Genomic DNA, 17,800 nt, shown 5'->3' with positions numbered 1-17,800 from the left:
AAGCTATGGCCGATACGAAAGACGATGCCGGCAAGATGGACCGCAACCTGGCGCTGGAAGCGGTACGGGTGACAGAGGCGGCAGCGCTTGCGGCCTCCAAGTTGATGGGGCGCGGCGACGAGAAGATGGCCGATCAGGCCGCGGTCGACGCCATGCGCACCTCGCTGAATTCGCTGAACATCGAAGGCACCGTGGTGATCGGTGAGGGCGAGCGCGACGAAGCGCCGATGCTCTATATCGGCGAGAAGGTCGGCATGGGCGGCGGCCCGAAGATCGACATTGCGCTCGATCCGCTCGAAGGCACGACCATCACCGCCAAGGGCCTGCCCAACTCGCTCGCCGTCATGGCGATGGCAGAGCATGGCGGCTTCCTCAACGCGCCCGACGTCTACATGGACAAGATCGCCGTTGGCGGCGGCCTGCCCGACGGCATCGTCGACCTCGACAAGAGCGTCTCGCAGAACCTCAACGACCTCGCCAAGGCCAAGAAGGTCGACGTCATCGACCTCGTGGTCTGCATCCTCGACCGGCCGCGCCATTCCGAGCTGATCGCCAAAGTCCGCGAGGCCGGCGCGCGCATCATGCTGATCGGCGACGGCGACGTGTCGGGCGTGATCGCCACCTCGACCGGCGATTCGGGCATCGACATCTACATGGGCTCGGGCGGCGCGCCGGAGGGCGTGCTGGCGGCCGCGGCGCTGCGTGCCATCGGTGGCCAGATCCAGGGCCGTCTGCTGTTCCGCAATGACGATGAGAAGGCCCGCGCCAAGAAGTGGGGCATCACCGATCTCAATCGCAAGTACTCGATGACCGACATGGCCAAGGGCGACGTGATGTTCGCGGCCACCGGCGTCACCTCGGGTTCGATGCTGAAGGGCGTGCGCCGCTTCCACAATGGCGCCGAGACGCACTCGATCGTCATGCGTTCCAAGACCGGCACGGTGCGCTGGGTTTCCGCCCACCACAATTTCTCGATCAAGACCGGCCTGCCGAGCTGGGCGTAAGCCCGGCTCTGTCGGCCGACATCCCGGAGCGTATCCACCGCGCTCTGGGCTAGGGTGGCCGCATGTCCGAAGTTTCAAGAGCCGAGCGCGCTGCGTTCCTCGGCGTCGAACGTTCCCTGACGGGACGGCGCTGGGCGACGCGGCTCGGTGACGAGCGGCTGGCGCTGGCCATTGCGCAGCGTCATGGCCTGCCCGATGCGATCAGCCGTCTTCTGGCGGCGCGCGATGTGAGCCTCGACGCGGTCGACGACTTCCTTGAGCCGACGCTGCGCAAGTTCCTGCCCGACCCGTCGCACCTCAAGGACATGGACGCTGCCGTCGCGCGTCTCGTCCAGGCCGTCCAGAAGGGCGAGCGCATCGTCGTGTTCGGCGACTACGACGTCGACGGCGCGACCTCGTCGGCGCTGCTGCTGCGCTTCTTTCGGGCGGTTGGCGGCAATATCGGCGTCTACATTCCGGACCGGCGCAAGGAAGGCTACGGGCCCAACGCGCCGGCGCTGCTGAAGATCAGGGAAGAGGGCGCCGACGTCGTCGTCACGGTCGATTGCGGCATCACCGCCTTCGAGCCGCTGGCCGAGGCCAGGCGCGCCGGTCTCGATCTCATCGTGATCGACCACCACATGGCGGAGATCGCGCTGCCCGAGGCTGTGGCCGTGGTCGATCCCAACCGGGTCGACGATTCGAGCCCGCACAAGCATCTGGCGGCTGTCGGCGTGGCCTTCCTGCTGGCCGTCGGCGTCAACCGTGCGCTGCGCGAGGCCGGCTGGTACGGCGAGGCGCGCCCCGAACCCGACCTGCGGCAGTGGCTCGATCTCGTGGCGCTGGGGACCGTTTGCGACGTGGTGCCGTTGCTCGGGGTCAACCGCGCGCTGGTGAAAGCCGGCCTCCAGGTGATGGCCCAGCGCCGCAATGTCGGCCTCTCGGCCCTGGCCGACGTCGCGCGCCTCAAGGAAGCGCCGGAGGCCTACCATCTCGGCTTCCTGTTGGGGCCCCGGGTCAATGCCGGCGGCCGTGTCGGCCAGGCCGATCTCGGCGCCCGCCTGCTGTCGAGCGACGATCCGCACGAAGTCGGTGCGCTCGCGATCCGGCTCGACGAGTTCAACGCCGAGCGCCGCGCCATCGAGCGCGAGGTGCTGGACCAGGCGATCACCCGGATCGAGGGGCTCTACGGCGCGGATCGCCAGAACCTGCCGGCGGCGTTGCTGGTCGAGAGCGAAGGCTGGCACGTCGGCGTCATCGGCATCGTGGCGAGCCGGCTGGTCGAGCGCTACGGCCGGCCGGCCTTCGTGATCGGCATGGACGGCGCCCTGGGCAAGGGCTCGGGCCGCTCGGTGCGCGGCGTCGACCTCGGAGCGGCGGTGATCGCGGCCCGTCAGGCCGGGCTGCTGGTCAACGGCGGCGGCCATGCCATGGCGGCGGGCCTCACCGTGGCGCGTGATTCGCTGGCTGAGCTGACACGCTTCCTCGACGAGCGGATCGCGCCGCAGCTCGGGGCCGCGCCACCGGTCCGTGAACTGGGGATCGATGCCGCCCTGGCGCCAGCGGCCGCCACACGGGAGCTGGTCGCTATGGTCGAGCGGGCAGGGCCGTTCGGGGCCGGCAATGCCCTGCCGCGCTTTGCGCTGACCGGCGTGCGGGTGAGCTACGCCCAGCCGGTGGGTGAGGGGCATGTCCGCTGCACCCTGCAAGGCGCCGAGCGCGGCAAGGTCGACGCCATCGCCTTCCGGGCCAACCAGAGCGCCCTGGGACCGGCCTTGCTGGATCCCGCGCGCCCCGTGCTGCATGTCGCCGGAGCGCTGCGAATCGACCGGTTCGGCGGCCGTGAAACGGTGCGCCTGCAGATAGATGACGCAGCTGCCGCGGCAGGCTCCGTGCTTGCTTGATTTTCCGTCTTCAAGTCGGTATTGCAGCCCCTCTTGCGGCCTCGTTCCCTTCGTCTAGAGGCCTAGGACACTGCCCTTTCACGGCGGCGACACGGGTTCGAATCCCGTAGGGAACGCCAAGCTTTTCAATAGCTTGGGATCGGACTGCAAGCGGCGCCAGACGCCTCGTCCAACAAATGTCCAATAAGCGCCCCGCCGAGGGCCGGTCTTTCGCGCCGTTTGTGTCCCGATGGCCCGCCGGGTGTGGGCGTGTGGCCATTTTGCGTCTCAAGTCGTGACGCGCGTGCCTTACCCCGAACAGAGAAACCCCGCCGCGCGTTTCCGCGGGCGGGGATTTGTCGGTCGGATGGGCGACTGATCTAGCGCGCGGGAGCGGGGCGACGCCGCAGGGCGACCTCGATCGACTCCAGCATCACACCAAGTGCGCCGCTCTCGACCTGGTCAACGAAGGCGCGCGCGCCGCGCACCGTCTTGAAGTTGCGGTTGATGTGGCCGTTGACCGTTACGATAACCGTGATGTTGGACATTTCGATCCCCTTTGTTGACGACATGGCCGTTGTAAACTATAATGTTTACATGTCAACAAAAAAGTTTACATCTCCCGTAGTGGCCTATGAAAAGGGCGTTGTGATCACTCGCGGCGCCCAAGTCCTCGATGTGCGTGAGGCCATGGACAAGGTGACGGCGAAGCTCACGCTGGAGGACATCGCCAACGCCGTAGGATGTGGCGCCAACACGTTGCGGCAGAGTCGACTGAGCCCAGAGGCCGGCGGGTACCGAAGCCCTCCAGCGGGGCTGCAGAAGGCCCTGCACAAGCTTTGCGCTGAGCGGGCGAAGTACTTCGCCGACCTGGCTGAGGAGCTACGGCCGCCGGCGGAGTGAGGGTAGGCGGCGCGGTAGCATTCCAGGCTCATCGATCGCGGCGGCCCGCGCGGCACATGCCGGCACCCGACCCCTGGGGGTACCCCCGAACGATCGCGCCGCGCGTACACGTGTCCCGTCCGACAAAGCGCGCGGATTCTCAAACCTTTTGACAACATTCCGCTGACGCGCCAACCCAAAATCCTTGGTCATTGGGTCACATGAGCCCGCACGATAAAATGCGGCATGGCCAATCATCCCATGCGTGCGCCGGTGTTCGTCACCAATGAGGCCGGCGACATCGACGACAGCCCGGTCAAGACGATCGGCAAGTATTCCGCCCTCTCGATCGCAGCCAGCGGCCCGGTCTGCGCGGCGGCCTGCACGCTGGTTCGCCTCATCATCGACGACGTCGGCTCGAGCGGCACCGTCAAGGTCTGGGACAACCCGTCCGCGGCCAGTGGCACCGCCTACGGCGCGCCCACGAAGATCCTGACGACCACGCAGGCGATCGAATACGGGATCGGCCTGGTCAACGGCTGTTACATCGAGCTTGGCGGCAGCGCCAAGGTGACGGCCATCTTCAAGGCCGACTGATGAGCCGATTGCGCCTGCAGGGCGGGCCTCGAGCGAACGCATTGCCGCTGGTGGGTTGGGGTGGATCCATCGCCTCGCTGAACATGCGCGCCGGCTTGAAGGACTGCCTCGATGCCGCGGACACCGCTTGCTATCCCGGCACGGGCACGGCTGTTGCGGACCGGTCGCCAACCGGCACGAATCGCACGACTTCCGGACTCACCTGGACCAAGGATGGCGCCGGCAACAAGAAGTCCTACTTCCTGTCTGCCGCCGCCGGCGTGATAAACCTCGCGACCGGCTCGAACCCGAGTTGGGCGAACGAGCTCCATAAGGGCGGCGTGAAGCTGGCGAGTGCTGGTTGGTACAGCTTTGCCCTTGGCATGCAACAGGGCGTCTGGGGTACCGACGGCAACAACTCGTCGATGATCGGCGCTAGCCTCGCTTGTGGCGTAAATGGCTTCGCGACGTTTCAGGTGCGCAATGGCAGCGGAACGGTCGCCCTGAACATGATCTCAACCGGGTTTGCGCTCGTCGATGGCGTCATGCAGTTCGCGGGGATCATATTCGACGACGCGGCGGCGACGCTCACCTATTTCAAGAGCAACCCGACATCGCGGAACCTGGAGAGCTTGACGGTGCCGGCCTCGATTACTTCGCCCTCTGCGTCGAACGCGACCTACCTTTTGCAGACAGGTGCCAAGGGCAACAACGGCCAACGTCTATCGAACGGGAGCAAGTTCGCGAAGCACGCAGTATGGCAGGGAGTCGTGCCGTCGTTGGCGCAGATCACGGCGCTATACAACGCCACCCGTGACGAGGTGGCTGCAGCTCCGGATCCTTGGGGCTGAAGGATGCCGCGTAGGTCCCCGAGCCATTCGCCACGTCCTCGGCTCGAGCTCCAGCTCCACAGCCTGGGTTTCTCGACGCCTTGCGTGTCTCCGCCCGTGAAGGGCTCCTGTCGGACTTGGGAGTAACTATGTGTGGTCCACTAGCTGCCGCCGGCGCGGCGATGTCTGCCGCTGGTACCGTTGCGAACATGATGGGTGCCAATGCCCAGGAGGGCGCTCGCTCGGCTGCGACTGCAGAAGAGACGCGTCGACAGCAACAGTTCCAGCGCCAATCCGGCGACCTGTTTAACGTGACGCTCGATAAGGCACGGGCGCCCACGCAAATCGCGGAGCAGGCTGCAATCGCCGACGCGCGCACCAAGAAGGACGAGGCCACGCTCGACGCCAACCGCGGTGTCTACGGTACGGGCGGCGCGTCATTGGACGGCGAGTCTCGATCTTCGATCGCGCGCGCGCTTTCGAGCGCCCTGACGCGCGGCAAGCAACAGGCCAAGGCGAACGCGGCCGTGAACGGCGTGGGCGATCAGACGGCGAAGATGGGCATTGAGCTCGGGCGCGCCGGCCAGTGGCAGAACATCTTCGGCAGCAATGCGCGCGCGTCCGCGGCGCTCCTGCCGGGCGAACTGCAGGCGGCGAATCGCGCCGGCTCGACCGAGCGCGGGATTGGTCAAGTTCTCGGTACGGCGGGGCAGGCTCTCGGCGGCGCGGGCATGCTGACCGGCGCCCCGACCTGGGGCGAGATGTTCGGCGGTGGGAAGATCCAGGGCACCAGCCCCGCAGCTCTGGCCGCTCCGACGGGCGCGCGTAGCGTCGGCTGGTTTGGGTAGTTCGGGGTAGCCAAGCAAGAATGGGCGGACACATGGAAAAGTGCGCTTGGAACTGGTCGGATGTGGAGCCCTGCGCCGACAATGAGTTCGTTCTGGGCCGGCGGGTCATCTCGGGGGACCGGACCATAATCCGGATGAGCGTCAAACAGCCGTCACAGATTCCGGAGCACCAACATCCGTACGATCAGACGTTTTGCGTTCTGAGCGGCGAAGCCGTTATGTTCACCAACGAGGCGCAAGATCACCTGATTGGTGGATCTGTCATGTTGATCCCGGCGAAAACAAAGCACCGGCTTTGGATGGGCGCCGGATGCGAAATCTTGGAAATTGGCTTGGGCGTCGATCCGACCTAGTGTTTTGCCGAGCTGGCCTCACGCTCCCGCCAGTTTGCGGCGTTCCGCAGGAAGTCCGGCGAGTGGTGGCGGTAGGTCCTTTCGACCGTCCGCAGATCGTCGCCCAGGAAGTCGGCAATATCGACCATAGAAACACCGGCGCGCGCGGCCCGCGTCGCCCAGGTGTGCCGGAACACATGAGGCGTGACCCAGAACATGCGCGCCTTATAGGTCAGCGTCTCCATGCTAGTGCGGATATCGCCTGGATGGTCGAGCACGTACTCTGAGATCCTTTCCCGATGTGCGCGCTCCATGACGGCCAGCAATCTCGTGGACATGGGGATGACGGAGCGACGCTTTTTGGTCTGCAGGCGCCCTTGCGGATTGAGGTTGATGACGCGAGTCCCGAAGTCGACTTGGTCCCAAGTCAGCATCTCCAGAGCCGCCTTACGGGCCGCCGTGTCTGCCGCCAGAACGATAAAGCGATAAATGCGCGCGAGGCGGGCGACCGGATGCTTTTTGCTAACCACCGCTTCGACCGGGCAGTGGGCAAACAATTTCTCTTCATCTTCAGCCGTAAGCCATGAGTTCTTCGGTGGCGGAGCTGGAGGCGGCGATACGTGAGGCACCAACTGCTCGGCGATACGCCTCTTCCTGACAGCGTGATTGAGGGCAGCCACCAGCGTTCCGAGCTCACGGCGCAGCGTGCCGTCTCCTGCGGGGCGAGGTTCGCGCGTCAGCTTCAATTTGCACTCTCGCCGGGCTTGCACGTAGGCAGAGATGTCGTCATCCGAGAGCGACACTACGGGAGTGTCATTCCCAAAATGGGCGCAAAGGTAGCTGCAAGCAATTTCCGCTTGTTCGACTGCTACTATGTTTGGCCGTGCGTGCTCCTCGAGATAGGCGGTAAGCATCACTGCCATCGTTAATTTGTCGCCAATCTTCTCTTTTCGCTCGGTGCGCCGAACATGGACGATGAGGAGTTTTTCAGCTTGATCTAGGCTTCTCGTCCGAGTTGACGTGCCCCTGCTGTTCCCCTGGTCAACTATGTACCAGATGCCTCCGCGGAGCTTTAAGCGGGTGCCTTTACCTTGCATCCATTGAACCTGATCCAAACGAGTTGCCCCGTTCAATCAGACTTGGATGCGTACTTCAAGTTTACTCATTGTCAACATTTACTACCACATTAGCTGCAACTGTCGCCCAGAATGGTCTCACCGTTAGGACGCGCTACCGCAATATTTTCCGCTGTAGTCGCTGTCTACCCCGTCCGCTCATTGACGACGCGCCTCTGTGCGAGCGAAAGGCGGGCGGCGTTCAAGACCGACCGGCCGCTGTGAATCGATGGTGAGCTGGCTCGCCGGCTTCAACCAGGTCTTTGAGGGGAGCGGGCGCCAGCTTGCCAGCCTTGGGCGTTTTCTCCCTAAACTTGAACGCCCGTCCCGGTGCCCCGAGGCGGGCGCTTTTTTCGTTTCTGGATTATGCTGATGCATGGCTATCAGCGATCTCCAGACGGGCGCGGCCCGTCTCGTCGAGTTGTGCGAGGCCGTCGAGAAGGGCGGCAGCGAGGAAGACCTGCGCGCCTTCCTGCGGAGCGACGAGGTGCCGGCCAATTCCGGAAAACCCTGGCACGAAGACCGCGAGCTCAACGAAGCGGTCGCCAATCTCGTGATCGCGATCGATGCCTTCAAGGCGCAGCTCGACAAAGGGAAGGGCGCCGCCCCGTACTTCGAGACCCTGGGCACCGTGAAGTGGCGCGCCGCCAGGCTGCAGGTTCTGGCGGCGGGCAAATAGAGGAAACCCGCCGGTCGGCTCGCCGTTGAGTCGGCCCATGGCCAAACCGAAGCCGCCCCTCGGGCTCGCCCGCACCCTACGCACTGATCTCTACAACGTCACGTCGGGGCGGCCGATGAAGTGGGTGATGGTGCACGAGCTGGGCCTGCGCCATCCCAACACGTCGCTGGCGACCCTCGACGCATCGCTCGCGCTGGCGATCGCGCGGGGCTGGATGTTGGGCGAGGGTGCGCCGCCGCACTCGGTCTGCCTCACCGATGCCGGCCGGAAGCTGGGCGGATGATCTGGCGGGCCTCCCGGGACCGTCTGAAGCTGGCTGCGGTGCCGCACCACCGCAATCGACCGTCGCCTAGAGTTCGAAGGCAGCGAGTTCGCCGAACGTCTTGAAGGTCAGGGGGTAGGCGGGCACAGGTAGAGGCCACGACCGCCGCCGCCGCCGTCCTTCAGCCGACGAGTCTGCATGCCGTCATGAACGGCCCGCGCGGCTGCGGGCGGTGCTGTCGGCAGCTCGATATCTCGGTTAACCCTTCGAATACGACCCTGCCAATGTACGGCGCGCGCTAACCAGCATGGCGCAGTTTAATCAGCCCTACTGTGCCGCGCCGAATTCCATTCGGCGACCTCAACTTGCTGGAGGCGATCCTTTAGGGACCGCGCACGCTGAAATGCTTCTTCAGCCTCCGCTAGTGTTTCAGGTCGTGGGTCGTTAACGTTCATGCGAAGCAATATTTCGTTCATTTCAGTTAAAGCAATTACTACGTTGAAGTTTCCATAATCGGCGGGCACTTCGTTCAGGAAGTTTTGAATAACCTCGCGTGCTTCTTGTAAAAACCGATTGTCATCAGTCATCGATACCACCTTGTTTAAGGCAGTGCCGAGCATGAGATTAAACCGATTGTCATCAGTCATCGATACCACCTTGTTTAAGGCAGTGCCGAGCATGAGATTGAGGTCGGCCCATTCCTTCGAAAATTTAGAAGCACTGCAGTGTGCGAGAGCGTGGCGACTATTCTCAGCCGATTGCATAAACAGGTTGAGTTTTAGAGCGGTGAGTGTTTCGCTCATTGCCGAATTATAAAGGATTCCAGAACGGGCGTACTGTGCGACTAACCACGCCCTAGGTGCCAGCTCTGGACTGATCTCGTTTATAACTTCATTTATCCGCGCTATCGCTTCTCTGCCGCGATCTGGCTTGCCGGTGTCTTTACCGAAACCTGCGAGATGATACGCAAAGTTCGACTGAGTTATTATCCAGGCGTTGCGAGTTCTGAGGGGGCTCAGGCTCAGGAGCGCCTCCTGAAAAAATTCGGAAGCCGTGGAATAGTCCTCTGGGATTCCGGATTGATACGCTGAAGAACCCATCGATATTGCTTGGACTACTTTCAATCGTGAAGAATGTAAGGGATATGTTCTGCCGCTTTTTGAAAGAGACAAACGCACAGTATCCAATGTCATTCGACTGAAGTGAACATCGCCATCATAACCGAGAGCGCAGCAAACTTCAGCCTTATGGACATTTAACTCGAGCCAGATTTCTGGTGTGATATCAAAACTGTAGGCATTTATGGCCTCATCGAGAAGATCAAGTCCACGACGAACCTTGGCAACATCTCTCGAAGTCGCGCCCAAGCGCGCCACAAGCATTCCCAGCACCATTTTGTTCTCCATGGTGTCGCTTGTGATCAACAGGGCTTCGCTCTCTGCGACTCTCTGTCGGAGTTTGGACAATGAAGCCTCATCGCGGAGTGCGTAGGCTTCAGCTGAGGCACGATATAGCCGCCAACGTGCTGATTCGCTGGCGGAAACTGCATTTGTTCCTTGGCGGGTTAGCGTCTGATCCAGTTTCTCAAGAAGTATTTGTCTTGGGCCTTCGTGCGCGCAGATGCGGAAGACTTCATTGGCAACATTTGCGAGCACGCCTGGAGGAAACGCCGCAGCGTCCGCGCCAAGGAGGGCGATACCTTTTTTTGCGGCGCTATCGAGAAACTCCGCGCCGACGCTCGCGTCATCGACGCTTACGTGAACAGCATGCGCAGCGGAAAAAAATCTTAACGCGGCTTCGCCTAAGACCTTGTTAACTCCTTGGCCGATGCCATCGGGGAGGATCTCCAAATTGGTGGTCTGCAGGGCGTAGTGTGTGAGTGGCCGGATATCTTCGGTGGCCTGTGTGTCTGCTTCCAAATTCCTTACTGTGAAGCGTAACTTCAGTGTTCCACCGGGTCCGCTCCCTGCAATCCACTCTCCCCAAACGAGAACGTCATAGCCCGTGAGGGATAGCCACTTCTGCAGGTGGGCGGCGGTCCGCACGCGTTGGCGTTCGTCGAAGCGTTCCCTGAACTCGATGCCTCTTCGAAGCTCGTGGATCTTCGGCGATAATTTGTGGGCGTTTGCCCAGTCATTCAGGCCGTCCGCAAGCGCTTTTCGGATCTGACCTTTCTCATCATGCAGTAGATCGGCGATGAGAATGTGAAGGTCGCCTGGGTCCGTCTTCGGCGCCAAGTAGGGGGCACGCCACCAATGGACAAACTTTATGATTTTAGGCGCCGCGATTGCGGCAGAAATCAAGAAAGCAGGCGCCGCAACTATTGCGTTTTCCCATCGATCGGCCGATATCAAGCCAATGTTCGTTGCGCACCACTTTGCGGTTTTTCCCAGGATGTCGCCGATCATGATTACCCCAAGGCCCGACGTATCGTTACGCAATATCGAATTGCACGCAATACGCGAGCAACGGGAGGTTTGGTGTAACCGGGCGGCAGGCTAGCATCACGTCTATGTGTAACCTGTACACCACGCGGCTGAGTCGCGAAGAAGTCGCCAGCCTCTTCCGGCACCGCGAGCTCATCGGCACGAATTTCAAAGAAGTGAAGAACGTCTACCCAAACGGTGAAGCGCCGGTGATATTGCTCGAGGGCGACGGGCGGATGGCGATCAGTGACATGCGCTGGGGCTTCCCCAAGCCGCCCACTGTGCCAGGTTCGGGCTACGTCACCAACGTCCGCAATACCGCGTCGAACTACTGGAAGCCCTGGCTGAAGGCGCCCTCGACGGTCGTCGGCAAGGATATCGGCGGCCGCTGCCTGGTACCGGTCATCAAGTTCGCCGAGCCCGACAAGAACACCGGTAAGAAGGTCAACGGACAACCGTCGGTGAACCGCTGGTTCGCGCGGCCCGATGGGTCGCTCTTTGCCTTCGCAGGTATCTGGCGGACCTGGACCGGCGATCGCGGCACCAAGGCCAAGCCCGATGTCGGCCAGCACACGGTCTATTCCTTCCTCACCACCGACCCGGCCGACGTCGTGAAGCCGATCCACGACAAGGCCACGCCGCTGATCCTCACGACGAAGGAAGAGATCGAGACCTGGCTGACCGGCACGGCCGAGGAGGCGCTGAAGCTGCAGCAGCCGGCCAAGCCGGGGACGATCGTGCTGCTTCCGGAGACCCAGAAAGCGGCCTGACCGCAATATCCAGTGGGTCTCGTGGCGACGGACCCCATGTCGTGGCCCTTCGAAATTAGCCCTTGATGTTCTTTATTTGTTCTCGTAGGAGTCGGGCCACCTTTGGAGGCTCCGCATGGGTCAGAACATCCCGCCAATGCCCGTCCTTCTGCAGTCCAATCTCCGCCGAACGGCCGAAGCGACCTACCTCTGGCCCTTCAAGCAGCTGCTCGAAAGGCTCGACCGTACCCGGCACGGAATCGTGGCGCATGACGTCGCCCGGGTGCACGGCGCCTGGATCGGCGTCGAGATCGATGCCTGGGAAGGCGGCTTCCTGGTCGACCTGGTCGATGGCCGCCGCGCCGAGATCCAGGGCGTCGCTGACGGCTTCGTGTGGGACGACAAGGTTGACGTGAAGGTCGTGTTCCTCACCGCCGGCGCCGACTACCTGTCCTCCGATCTGCCGGCCGATCATCCCGCTCGCGTGTACGGCTGGGCCGACCATCTGATCGAGATCGATGCCTACCTGGATGGATTGGCCGGCGCTTACGTCGGCCAGATGCTGGCCGATCGCATGTCGTTCGGCGACGATACGGCGAGGTAGAGATGTCGGTCGCCGATACCGACGCGCGCACCCTGGCGACGCCCGGCCTTGCGAGCGGCGACTATGTCGCGATAGCGACAGACGATTTCGTACGTGGCTTCAGTCACGTTCTCGACGTGCTGGCGGGACGGATCTTCGTCAACGACTTCGAGACGGAGTGGGTGGACGCGGTGACGGGCAAGCGCACGAGGGTTGAAGACACGCCCTTCAATCGCGCCTGGTTCTCCGTCGGCCGGTTGATCGCCGACGATGCTGTCCGGGTGTCGTTCTATGCGCGCTTCATGCTCGCCGTGGATATGTCGAGCCAGCCGAAATTCGAGAAGCACATCAATCTCACGACCGCCACGATCCATATCGCGGCGCTGCGTGCGATCGCCTCCCTCAAGTTCAGCCAGCGCACCACGAAGAAGGCGCGGCGAACGGCGTTCGCCGCGGAGTTTCGCCGGCAGCTGGCGGCGATTCCGGAGGTCGAGAAACGGCCGCTGCTCCACTGAGGCGAGCGGACCTGCAACTTTCATGTAGCGGGATCGTTTAGCGCCTCGTCTGGAAAGAGGAGCAGCGATGGCCGCGAAGAAGAAGACCGCTAAAAAGAAGGTCGCCAAGAAGAAGGTCGCGAAGAAGAAAGCGGCACGGAAGTCTGCCGCCAAGCGCGAGCTGATCGACACCGGAACGAACAAGCTCTATGTGCGGCGCAACCCGCGCGGGACGTCGTTCAAGGAAGTGGTCGACGTCAGCAAGTCGCTGGCTTCCGATCGCCGGCAGAAGGCGAGGAAGATCGCCAAGGCGGGGCAGGGCGACAAGGGCGACCGGCGCCGCTAAGCCCGAAAACACCTAGCCAGGGGCGACAACAATCATGCCGTGGCTTGTCGATGCAGATTGGAGGGCGATATTCACGCCGGAGCTTGGCATTGCTGAGCTCATCGTGCGAGGCGTGGTCATGTATATGATCGTGTTCGTTCTGCTGCGACTTGTGCTGCGTCGGCAAGTCGGAGGTCTCGGAACTTCAGACATTCTCGTATTGGTTCTGATATCAGAGGTGGCCGGGCAGGGTTTCCTGCCGAGTTCTCAGTCGGTCGTCGACGCCGGCATCGTGATCTTCATCATTCTATGCTGCAGCTACGTAATCGAATGGCTTCAGTACAAATTTCCCGCCTTTGAGAGGCTCACCCGCGAACCTAAGCTGAAGCTCATCGAAAACGGACGTTTCCTTCGTCGCAACATGCGTAAGGAGTTGGTGACCGTTGAGGAGTTGATGGCGCAGGTCCGTGAGGAAGGGCTGAAAGACTGCTCGGAAATCGAGGCAGCGTACATGGAAGCTGACGGCCGCATCAGCTTCATCAAGAGCACTTCATGAGGTGAGAATTGCGAGCTGGCTGTAGATCGCGAAGGTGTTTGCAAGCTAGAGGGGAGTGACCTTTTCCCGACGTCGAAGCGACCAGTTGCGCTGGATACGGATCTCAGGATTGGGAACGGTCCAACAAGCGCCTCCCTCATCCAGAAAGACTACCCATAGCAAGTGGGACTCAGGTCCATAATCAATGACGAAATGAGCGAGACCGGGTCCCTTTGGAGTCTCCAAGGGTAGAGGCGGTTCCAGTTGCGTGATCATTGCAGCCGAACGCGATTTGAGGTGAGTCGTTCCACAGTTCACCCCTTCTACGGGATCTGGTCGATTGCCGGTTGCGGCCACTAAACAGGTTCCTCACGTGGATTAATCGCGCTTCGCATCCGGATAGACGAGGCTGCGCCAACCCGACCGATCGAACTTCCGCCACTGACCTTCGGGCTGAGCGAGCCGATCGGCGACCGCGAACACCGCCGCCGGGTTGTGTCCGAGGCCGCAGTGGCTTCCGATCACTTCAATATTTTCAGCTGCGTCGGTCTCGTTGTTCAGGCAATTCTGCCACGCGCAGATACCGTCGGTTCGACTGAACACCGATGTAGTGGGTACCGGAGGCGCCTCTTCGATCGCCCCACTACTCAATTCGAGATGATTATCGACTTTGGTACCCGAGGCCCATTCGTAGACCTGCCAGGCATTTGTGCTGAGCGGCGAGCCGGCGAATGGGCTGCCAAGGCTGATCATGCAGCGAATTTTGTCGGCTCGAATTTTGGCAATGTGGCGGGCGTAAAGGCCGCCCAAGCTCCAACCGATGAGGCTGATCTTGCGCCGGCCGTGACGCTCATACAGCTCGTCGACACGCGCCACCATGTCGGCCTCGACATTCTCCCGCAGCCCGCAATTGCGCCCTTGCTTCCACCCATGCACTCGGTAGCCATGGTCCTTTAGGAAGTCGCGGAGTGGCCGAGTGCTTCCATCGTCGGCGAGCAATCCCGGAAGTACCAAGACGGGGTGACCGTCGCCGCGCGGCGCGAACGCTAGCCAGGGGCGCATTACGCAGAACGCCGTGAATTCGGAGAGGGCCCGACCTTCCAGGAATAACAAGGCCTTCGACGGCGCGGGGACCGCTTCACAAACAGACATCGACGACCTCACTCTACAAAAATGTACTGAAGACTCCTGCAACCAACGGGATAGGCACCGAAAAGGTCCGCGAACTCCCTGCGGCGAACTAGCCTTCTTTGCTTGCTACTTTTGCGGGTCGTGCGGCGCGGTATGAGGATGTGCTTCTCCAACAGCCAGATCCTTATGGCGTGCATTTTGTTGTGTGCCGTCGTTTGTCCGTTTTGGCGTGGGAATGTGCGGAGGGCTGTAAGCCTGTTCGCTACCGTCCGGACCTCATGTGTGCCAGCGCACGCAGCAACCCCTGCAACTAGGTTCCGTTGGTTGAGCTCATCCCACAAAATTTTGATCGGATACCCTAAATGGCCCGTAAGCCGAACAGCACTCCAGCGGCTCCCCACGACGCAACCGCCTTTACCGTTCCCCCGGCGACTGTTCGCACCGCAGGTCAGGTGACCACGCACGATACCGACCCGGTAGCGCGTCAGGAAAACATCAAGACGATGGCCCTGCAGTCCGATACCGCCGAGCCCGGTTCGGTGCTGACCACCAACCAGGGCGTGGCCGTTGGCGACGATCAGAACTCGCTTAAGGCCGGCGTGCGCGGGCCGACGCTGCTCGAAGACATCCTGATGCGCGAGAAGATCACTCATTTTGATCACGAGCGTATTCCCGAGCGCGTCGTCCATGCGCGCGGCGCCGCCGCTCACGGTGTGTTCCAGGTCTACGAGGATCTCTCGGACATCACTTGCGCGAAGATCTTTCGCGACCCGAAGGCAGAGACGCCCGTGTTCGTGCGTTTTTCGACAGTGGCAGGTTCGCGCGGCTCCGCCGACACGCCACGCGACGTTCGCGGCTTCGCCGTGAAGTTCTACACCCAGGAAGGCGTGTGGGACCTCGTGGGCAACAATATGCCGGTGTTCTTCATCCAGGACGCCAACAAGTTCCCTGACCTGATCCACGCGGTGAAGCCAGAACCCCACAACGAGATCCCTCAGGCGCAGTCGGCCCATGACACGTTCTGGGACTTCGCGTCGCTGACGCCCGAGAGTGCTCACATGCTTCTCTGGGTTATGAGCGACCGCGCCCTACCGCGAAGCTTCGCTACCATGGAAGGATTCGGGGTCCACACGTTCCGTTTCGTCGATGCCGAAGGACAGTCTTCATTCGTGAAGTTCCATTGGAAGCCAGTGAAGGGCGTTTGTTCTCTGGTGTGGGACGAGGCGCAGTTGTTGTGCGGCCGAGATCCAGACTTCCATCGCCGCGACATGTTCGAGGCGATTGAACGCGGCGACTTTCCGGAATGGGAGCTCGGCGTGCAGGTTGTGCCGCTCGCCGACGAGCACAAGTTCGCCTTCGATCTGCTCGATGCGACCAAGCTAATACCGGAGGAAGAGGTGCCGATCCGGCGTATTGGCAAGATGACGTTGAACCGCAATGTGGACAATTACTTCGCCGAAACCGAGCAGGTGGCGTTCCATACAGGTCACGTCGTGCCGGGCATCGACTTCAGCAACGATCCTCTGCTGCAGGGGCGCCTCTTCTCCTACATCGACACCCAGCTGCGTCGAGTCGGGCCGAACTTTCACGAGTTGCCGATCAATCGCTCGCTCGTACCGGCGGATAACAACCAGAGAGACGGAGTCGGTCGCCAGACCATCAACAAGGGCAAGGTCGCCTACTTCCCCAATAGCCTGGGAGGCGGCTGCCCGATGCATCAGCCAGGTGCCGCGGCGGCGTTCCGCTCGGCACCGGTGCAGGAAGCCGGCGCAAAGCTTCGCCAGCGCAGCGAGAGCTTCAACGACCATTTCAGCCAGGCCACCCAGTTCTGGAACAGCATGAGCGACTGGGAGAAGGACCATATCGCGGCGGCCTTCGCCTTCGAGCTCAACATGGTAGTCGACCAAGGCGTGCGAAACCGTACGATGAACGAAATCCTATGCAACATCGCTCCGGAGCTGGCCGAGATGGTCTCCACGGCAACCGGGATTCCGGTCGCTCCCGCGGGCACTCCCGAGGCCCCGACACCTTCTGCGCCTACACCATCCGGACCTCTCAAGCCCGAGGCCGCGATGTTGCAGTCGCCGGCGCTGAGCATGGACCGTCCGCCGCCGACCGTTAAGGGACGAAAGATCGCAATCCTCGGCGCCAACGGCGTGAATGCCGCGGAAGTGAAGGCTATCGTGGCCGCGCTTGCCAAGGCCGCACAGGTGCCGGAGCTGATCGGCCCAACCGCCGGCGCAATCACTGACGATGTCGGAAACCCGATTGCCGTAAACCGCGCGGCGCCGAATGCGCCGTCGGTAATCTACGACGCCGTACTTGTGCCACCGGGCGCCGCGGCCGCACTGGCAACGATGCCGCTTGTGCACCGCTTCCTCGACGAAGCCTTCCGCCATGGAAAGCCGATCGCTGTGGCTCCTGACGGTGCGGCCATCCTCGAGGCCCTCGCCATTCCACAAGGGGAAGGCGTGTCGATCGCCGATGCCGGTTCCCTGGCCGAGAAGCTGCTGGCATCGCTGGCCATGCATCGCTTCCCGCGCCGCGTTTCCAATCTCGAGCCGAACTGAGCGACGACAAGAAACTGAACAGTCAATCTATCCAAATCAAAGGAACTGATATGCCCACGACACAGGATGCCATCGCCCTGCTGAAAGCCGATCACCGCAAGGTCGAGGAGCTTTTCGAAAAATTCGAGAAAACCCGCGACGATACCAAGAAGGTCGCGATCGTCCGGGAGATCTGCACAGAGCTCACCGTGCATGCCGCAATCGAGGAGAAGATCTTCTATCCGGCCTGCAACAGGAAGGTCGAGGAGGACATGCTCGACGAGGCCTATGTCGAGCATGACGGCGCCAAGGTGCTGATCGCCGAGCTCTCGCAGGGATCGCCCAAGGACGCTTTCTACGACGCCAAGGTGAAAGTTCTGTCCGAGCTGATCAAACATCATGTCAAGGAAGAGGAACAGCCCAAGCAAGGCATCTTCGCGCAGGCGCGCGAGGCAGGTCTCGATCTGGCAGCCCTGGGCACCAAGCTCAAGATGCTAAAGGACGAGCTTCTGGCCGACCTCACCAAGCGGGCGGACCTGCCGCCCCCGGAAACGCGCTCCTTTGCTGGCCACAAGATGATCCAGGGTCGGCCCGTCAAAGAAGCGAAGGCAGCTTAGG

At 61.9% G+C, this 17,800-nt stretch carries 20 protein-coding genes and 1 tRNA gene; 17 read left to right on the top strand and 4 right to left on the bottom strand.

Annotated features, from left to right (window positions below):
- Nucleotides 1-5 precede the first annotated feature (5 nt).
- The 3 genes from glpX to AC1RP5_RS12325 all read left to right on the top strand — a co-directional run bounded on the left by glpX (nucleotide 6) and on the right by AC1RP5_RS12325 (nucleotide 3,006).
- Nucleotides 6-1,004: a class II fructose-bisphosphatase gene (glpX, locus tag AC1RP5_RS12335; protein WP_493110931.1), complete on the top strand. Its 999-nt coding sequence runs from the start codon at nucleotides 6-8 to the stop codon at nucleotides 1,002-1,004.
- Between the two features lie 62 nt (nucleotides 1,005-1,066).
- A complete protein-coding gene (recJ, locus tag AC1RP5_RS12330; RefSeq protein WP_493110930.1) occupies nucleotides 1,067-2,887 on the top strand; it encodes a single-stranded-DNA-specific exonuclease RecJ in 1,821 nt (606 codons plus the stop codon).
- A gap of 43 nt (nucleotides 2,888-2,930) precedes the next feature.
- Nucleotides 2,931-3,006 (top strand) — tRNA-Glu (locus AC1RP5_RS12325).
- A 240-nt stretch (nucleotides 3,007-3,246) separates the two neighbouring features.
- Here the strand turns inward: AC1RP5_RS12325 and AC1RP5_RS12320 are convergent.
- On the bottom strand, nucleotides 3,247-3,414 hold the full coding sequence (locus AC1RP5_RS12320; protein ID WP_493110929.1) for a hypothetical protein: 168 nt from the start codon (nucleotides 3,412-3,414) through the stop codon (nucleotides 3,247-3,249).
- Between AC1RP5_RS12320 and AC1RP5_RS12315 the strand changes: the two genes are divergently transcribed.
- The 5 genes from AC1RP5_RS12315 to AC1RP5_RS12295 all read left to right on the top strand — a co-directional run bounded on the left by AC1RP5_RS12315 (nucleotide 3,404) and on the right by AC1RP5_RS12295 (nucleotide 6,355).
- Entirely contained in the window at nucleotides 3,404-3,769 is a 366-nt protein-coding gene (locus AC1RP5_RS12315) for a hypothetical protein (RefSeq protein ID WP_493110928.1), read from the top strand. The two genes, AC1RP5_RS12320 and AC1RP5_RS12315, sit on opposite strands and share 11 nt — an antisense overlap.
- A 225-nt stretch (nucleotides 3,770-3,994) precedes the next feature.
- Nucleotides 3,995-4,345, top strand: coding sequence for a hypothetical protein (locus AC1RP5_RS12310; protein ID WP_493110927.1), 351 nt, complete (start codon nucleotides 3,995-3,997; stop codon nucleotides 4,343-4,345).
- Complete coding sequence (locus AC1RP5_RS12305) at nucleotides 4,345-5,175, top strand: hypothetical protein (RefSeq protein WP_493110926.1); 831 nt, start codon at nucleotides 4,345-4,347, stop codon at nucleotides 5,173-5,175. Before AC1RP5_RS12310 ends, AC1RP5_RS12305 begins: the two co-directional genes overlap by 1 nt.
- A gap of 161 nt (nucleotides 5,176-5,336) precedes the next feature.
- Entirely contained in the window at nucleotides 5,337-6,002 is a 666-nt protein-coding gene (locus AC1RP5_RS12300) for a hypothetical protein (protein WP_493110925.1), read from the top strand.
- A 32-nt stretch (nucleotides 6,003-6,034) separates the two neighbouring features.
- On the top strand, nucleotides 6,035-6,355 hold the full coding sequence (locus tag AC1RP5_RS12295; RefSeq protein ID WP_493110924.1) for a cupin domain-containing protein: 321 nt from the start codon (nucleotides 6,035-6,037) through the stop codon (nucleotides 6,353-6,355).
- On the opposite strand, the gene AC1RP5_RS12290 is transcribed toward AC1RP5_RS12295, so the two are convergent.
- Complete coding sequence (locus tag AC1RP5_RS12290; RefSeq protein WP_493110923.1) at nucleotides 6,352-7,449, bottom strand: tyrosine-type recombinase/integrase; 1,098 nt, start codon at nucleotides 7,447-7,449, stop codon at nucleotides 6,352-6,354. The two genes, AC1RP5_RS12295 and AC1RP5_RS12290, sit on opposite strands and share 4 nt — an antisense overlap.
- 376 nt (nucleotides 7,450-7,825) lie before the next feature.
- Here AC1RP5_RS12290 and AC1RP5_RS12285 point away from each other — a divergent pair, with 376 nt between their 5' ends.
- Nucleotides 7,826-8,128: a hypothetical protein gene (locus AC1RP5_RS12285; RefSeq protein WP_493110922.1), complete on the top strand. Its 303-nt coding sequence runs from the start codon at nucleotides 7,826-7,828 to the stop codon at nucleotides 8,126-8,128.
- A 37-nt stretch (nucleotides 8,129-8,165) separates the two neighbouring features.
- Nucleotides 8,166-8,411 (top strand): hypothetical protein, encoded by a 246-nt coding sequence (locus tag AC1RP5_RS12280; protein WP_493110921.1) that lies wholly within the window; start codon nucleotides 8,166-8,168, stop codon nucleotides 8,409-8,411.
- Between the two features lie 296 nt (nucleotides 8,412-8,707).
- Here the strand turns inward: AC1RP5_RS12280 and AC1RP5_RS12275 are convergent, their stop codons facing one another.
- Nucleotides 8,708-10,798 carry a hypothetical protein gene (locus AC1RP5_RS12275; protein WP_493110920.1) on the bottom strand — a complete coding sequence of 697 codons (2,091 nt, stop codon included), beginning with the start codon at nucleotides 10,796-10,798 and terminating at the stop codon, nucleotides 8,708-8,710.
- 104 nt (nucleotides 10,799-10,902) lie between these two features.
- On the opposite strand from AC1RP5_RS12275, the gene AC1RP5_RS12270 reads away from it, so the two are divergent.
- The 5 genes from AC1RP5_RS12270 to AC1RP5_RS12250 all read left to right on the top strand — a co-directional run bounded on the left by AC1RP5_RS12270 (nucleotide 10,903) and on the right by AC1RP5_RS12250 (nucleotide 13,523).
- Complete coding sequence (locus AC1RP5_RS12270) at nucleotides 10,903-11,586, top strand: SOS response-associated peptidase (protein WP_493110919.1); 684 nt, start codon at nucleotides 10,903-10,905, stop codon at nucleotides 11,584-11,586.
- A 115-nt stretch (nucleotides 11,587-11,701) separates the two neighbouring features.
- Nucleotides 11,702-12,169, top strand: a complete 468-nt coding sequence (locus tag AC1RP5_RS12265) for a hypothetical protein (RefSeq protein WP_493110918.1) — start codon at nucleotides 11,702-11,704, stop codon at nucleotides 12,167-12,169.
- Nucleotides 12,170-12,171: 2 nt separating this feature from the next.
- On the top strand, nucleotides 12,172-12,663 hold the full coding sequence (locus tag AC1RP5_RS12260; protein ID WP_493110917.1) for a hypothetical protein: 492 nt from the start codon (nucleotides 12,172-12,174) through the stop codon (nucleotides 12,661-12,663).
- A 67-nt stretch (nucleotides 12,664-12,730) separates the two neighbouring features.
- The gene (locus AC1RP5_RS12255; RefSeq protein ID WP_493113404.1) at nucleotides 12,731-12,988 is read left to right on the top strand and encodes a hypothetical protein; all 258 of its coding nucleotides are present in this window, start codon (nucleotides 12,731-12,733) and stop codon (nucleotides 12,986-12,988) included.
- 34 nt (nucleotides 12,989-13,022) lie between these two features.
- Nucleotides 13,023-13,523: a DUF421 domain-containing protein gene (locus AC1RP5_RS12250; protein ID WP_493110916.1), complete on the top strand. Its 501-nt coding sequence runs from the start codon at nucleotides 13,023-13,025 to the stop codon at nucleotides 13,521-13,523.
- A gap of 357 nt (nucleotides 13,524-13,880) precedes the next feature.
- Here AC1RP5_RS12250 and AC1RP5_RS12245 read toward each other — a convergent pair whose 3' ends face one another.
- A complete protein-coding gene (locus tag AC1RP5_RS12245) occupies nucleotides 13,881-14,654 on the bottom strand; it encodes an esterase/lipase family protein (RefSeq protein WP_493110915.1) in 774 nt (257 codons plus the stop codon).
- Between the two features lie 341 nt (nucleotides 14,655-14,995).
- Between AC1RP5_RS12245 and AC1RP5_RS12240 the strand changes: the two genes are divergently transcribed.
- Both AC1RP5_RS12240 and AC1RP5_RS12235 read left to right on the top strand, forming a co-directional pair.
- Nucleotides 14,996-17,203 carry a catalase gene (locus AC1RP5_RS12240; protein WP_493110914.1) on the top strand — a complete coding sequence of 736 codons (2,208 nt, stop codon included), beginning with the start codon at nucleotides 14,996-14,998 and terminating at the stop codon, nucleotides 17,201-17,203.
- Nucleotides 17,204-17,253: 50 nt separating this feature from the next.
- Nucleotides 17,254-17,799 carry a hemerythrin domain-containing protein gene (locus tag AC1RP5_RS12235; protein WP_493110913.1) on the top strand — a complete coding sequence of 182 codons (546 nt, stop codon included), beginning with the start codon at nucleotides 17,254-17,256 and terminating at the stop codon, nucleotides 17,797-17,799.
- Nucleotide 17,800 lies beyond the last annotated feature (1 nt).

The sequence above is a fragment of the Reyranella sp. GW821-FHT12G01 genome (assembly GCF_058806575.1).
This window is presented reverse-complemented; position numbering and strand designations above follow the sequence as displayed.

Excerpts from the sequence above, each read along its gene's own strand:
- glpX (WP_493110931.1), top strand. The coding sequence starts at position 6 with ATGGCCGATACGAAAGACGATGCCGGCAAGATGGACCGCAACCTGGCG.
- recJ (WP_493110930.1), top strand. The coding sequence starts at position 1,067 with ATGTCCGAAGTTTCAAGAGCCGAGCGCGCTGCGTTCCTCGGCGTCGAA.
- AC1RP5_RS12315 (WP_493110928.1), top strand. The coding sequence starts at position 3,404 with ATGTTGGACATTTCGATCCCCTTTGTTGACGACATGGCCGTTGTAAAC.
- AC1RP5_RS12320 (WP_493110929.1), bottom strand. The coding sequence starts at position 3,414 with ATGTCCAACATCACGGTTATCGTAACGGTCAACGGCCACATCAACCGC.
- AC1RP5_RS12310 (WP_493110927.1), top strand. The coding sequence starts at position 3,995 with ATGGCCAATCATCCCATGCGTGCGCCGGTGTTCGTCACCAATGAGGCC.
- AC1RP5_RS12305 (WP_493110926.1), top strand. The coding sequence starts at position 4,345 with ATGAGCCGATTGCGCCTGCAGGGCGGGCCTCGAGCGAACGCATTGCCG.
- AC1RP5_RS12300 (WP_493110925.1), top strand. The coding sequence starts at position 5,337 with ATGTCTGCCGCTGGTACCGTTGCGAACATGATGGGTGCCAATGCCCAG.
- AC1RP5_RS12295 (WP_493110924.1), top strand. The coding sequence starts at position 6,035 with ATGGAAAAGTGCGCTTGGAACTGGTCGGATGTGGAGCCCTGCGCCGAC.
- AC1RP5_RS12285 (WP_493110922.1), top strand. The coding sequence starts at position 7,826 with ATGGCTATCAGCGATCTCCAGACGGGCGCGGCCCGTCTCGTCGAGTTG.
- AC1RP5_RS12280 (WP_493110921.1), top strand. The coding sequence starts at position 8,166 with ATGGCCAAACCGAAGCCGCCCCTCGGGCTCGCCCGCACCCTACGCACT.
- AC1RP5_RS12275 (WP_493110920.1), bottom strand. The coding sequence starts at position 10,798 with ATGATCGGCGACATCCTGGGAAAAACCGCAAAGTGGTGCGCAACGAAC.
- AC1RP5_RS12270 (WP_493110919.1), top strand. The coding sequence starts at position 10,903 with ATGTGTAACCTGTACACCACGCGGCTGAGTCGCGAAGAAGTCGCCAGC.
- AC1RP5_RS12265 (WP_493110918.1), top strand. The coding sequence starts at position 11,702 with ATGGGTCAGAACATCCCGCCAATGCCCGTCCTTCTGCAGTCCAATCTC.
- AC1RP5_RS12260 (WP_493110917.1), top strand. The coding sequence starts at position 12,172 with ATGTCGGTCGCCGATACCGACGCGCGCACCCTGGCGACGCCCGGCCTT.
- AC1RP5_RS12255 (WP_493113404.1), top strand. The coding sequence starts at position 12,731 with ATGGCCGCGAAGAAGAAGACCGCTAAAAAGAAGGTCGCCAAGAAGAAG.
- AC1RP5_RS12250 (WP_493110916.1), top strand. The coding sequence starts at position 13,023 with ATGCCGTGGCTTGTCGATGCAGATTGGAGGGCGATATTCACGCCGGAG.
- AC1RP5_RS12245 (WP_493110915.1), bottom strand. The coding sequence starts at position 14,654 with ATGTCTGTTTGTGAAGCGGTCCCCGCGCCGTCGAAGGCCTTGTTATTC.
- AC1RP5_RS12240 (WP_493110914.1), top strand. The coding sequence starts at position 14,996 with ATGGCCCGTAAGCCGAACAGCACTCCAGCGGCTCCCCACGACGCAACC.
- AC1RP5_RS12235 (WP_493110913.1), top strand. The coding sequence starts at position 17,254 with ATGCCCACGACACAGGATGCCATCGCCCTGCTGAAAGCCGATCACCGC.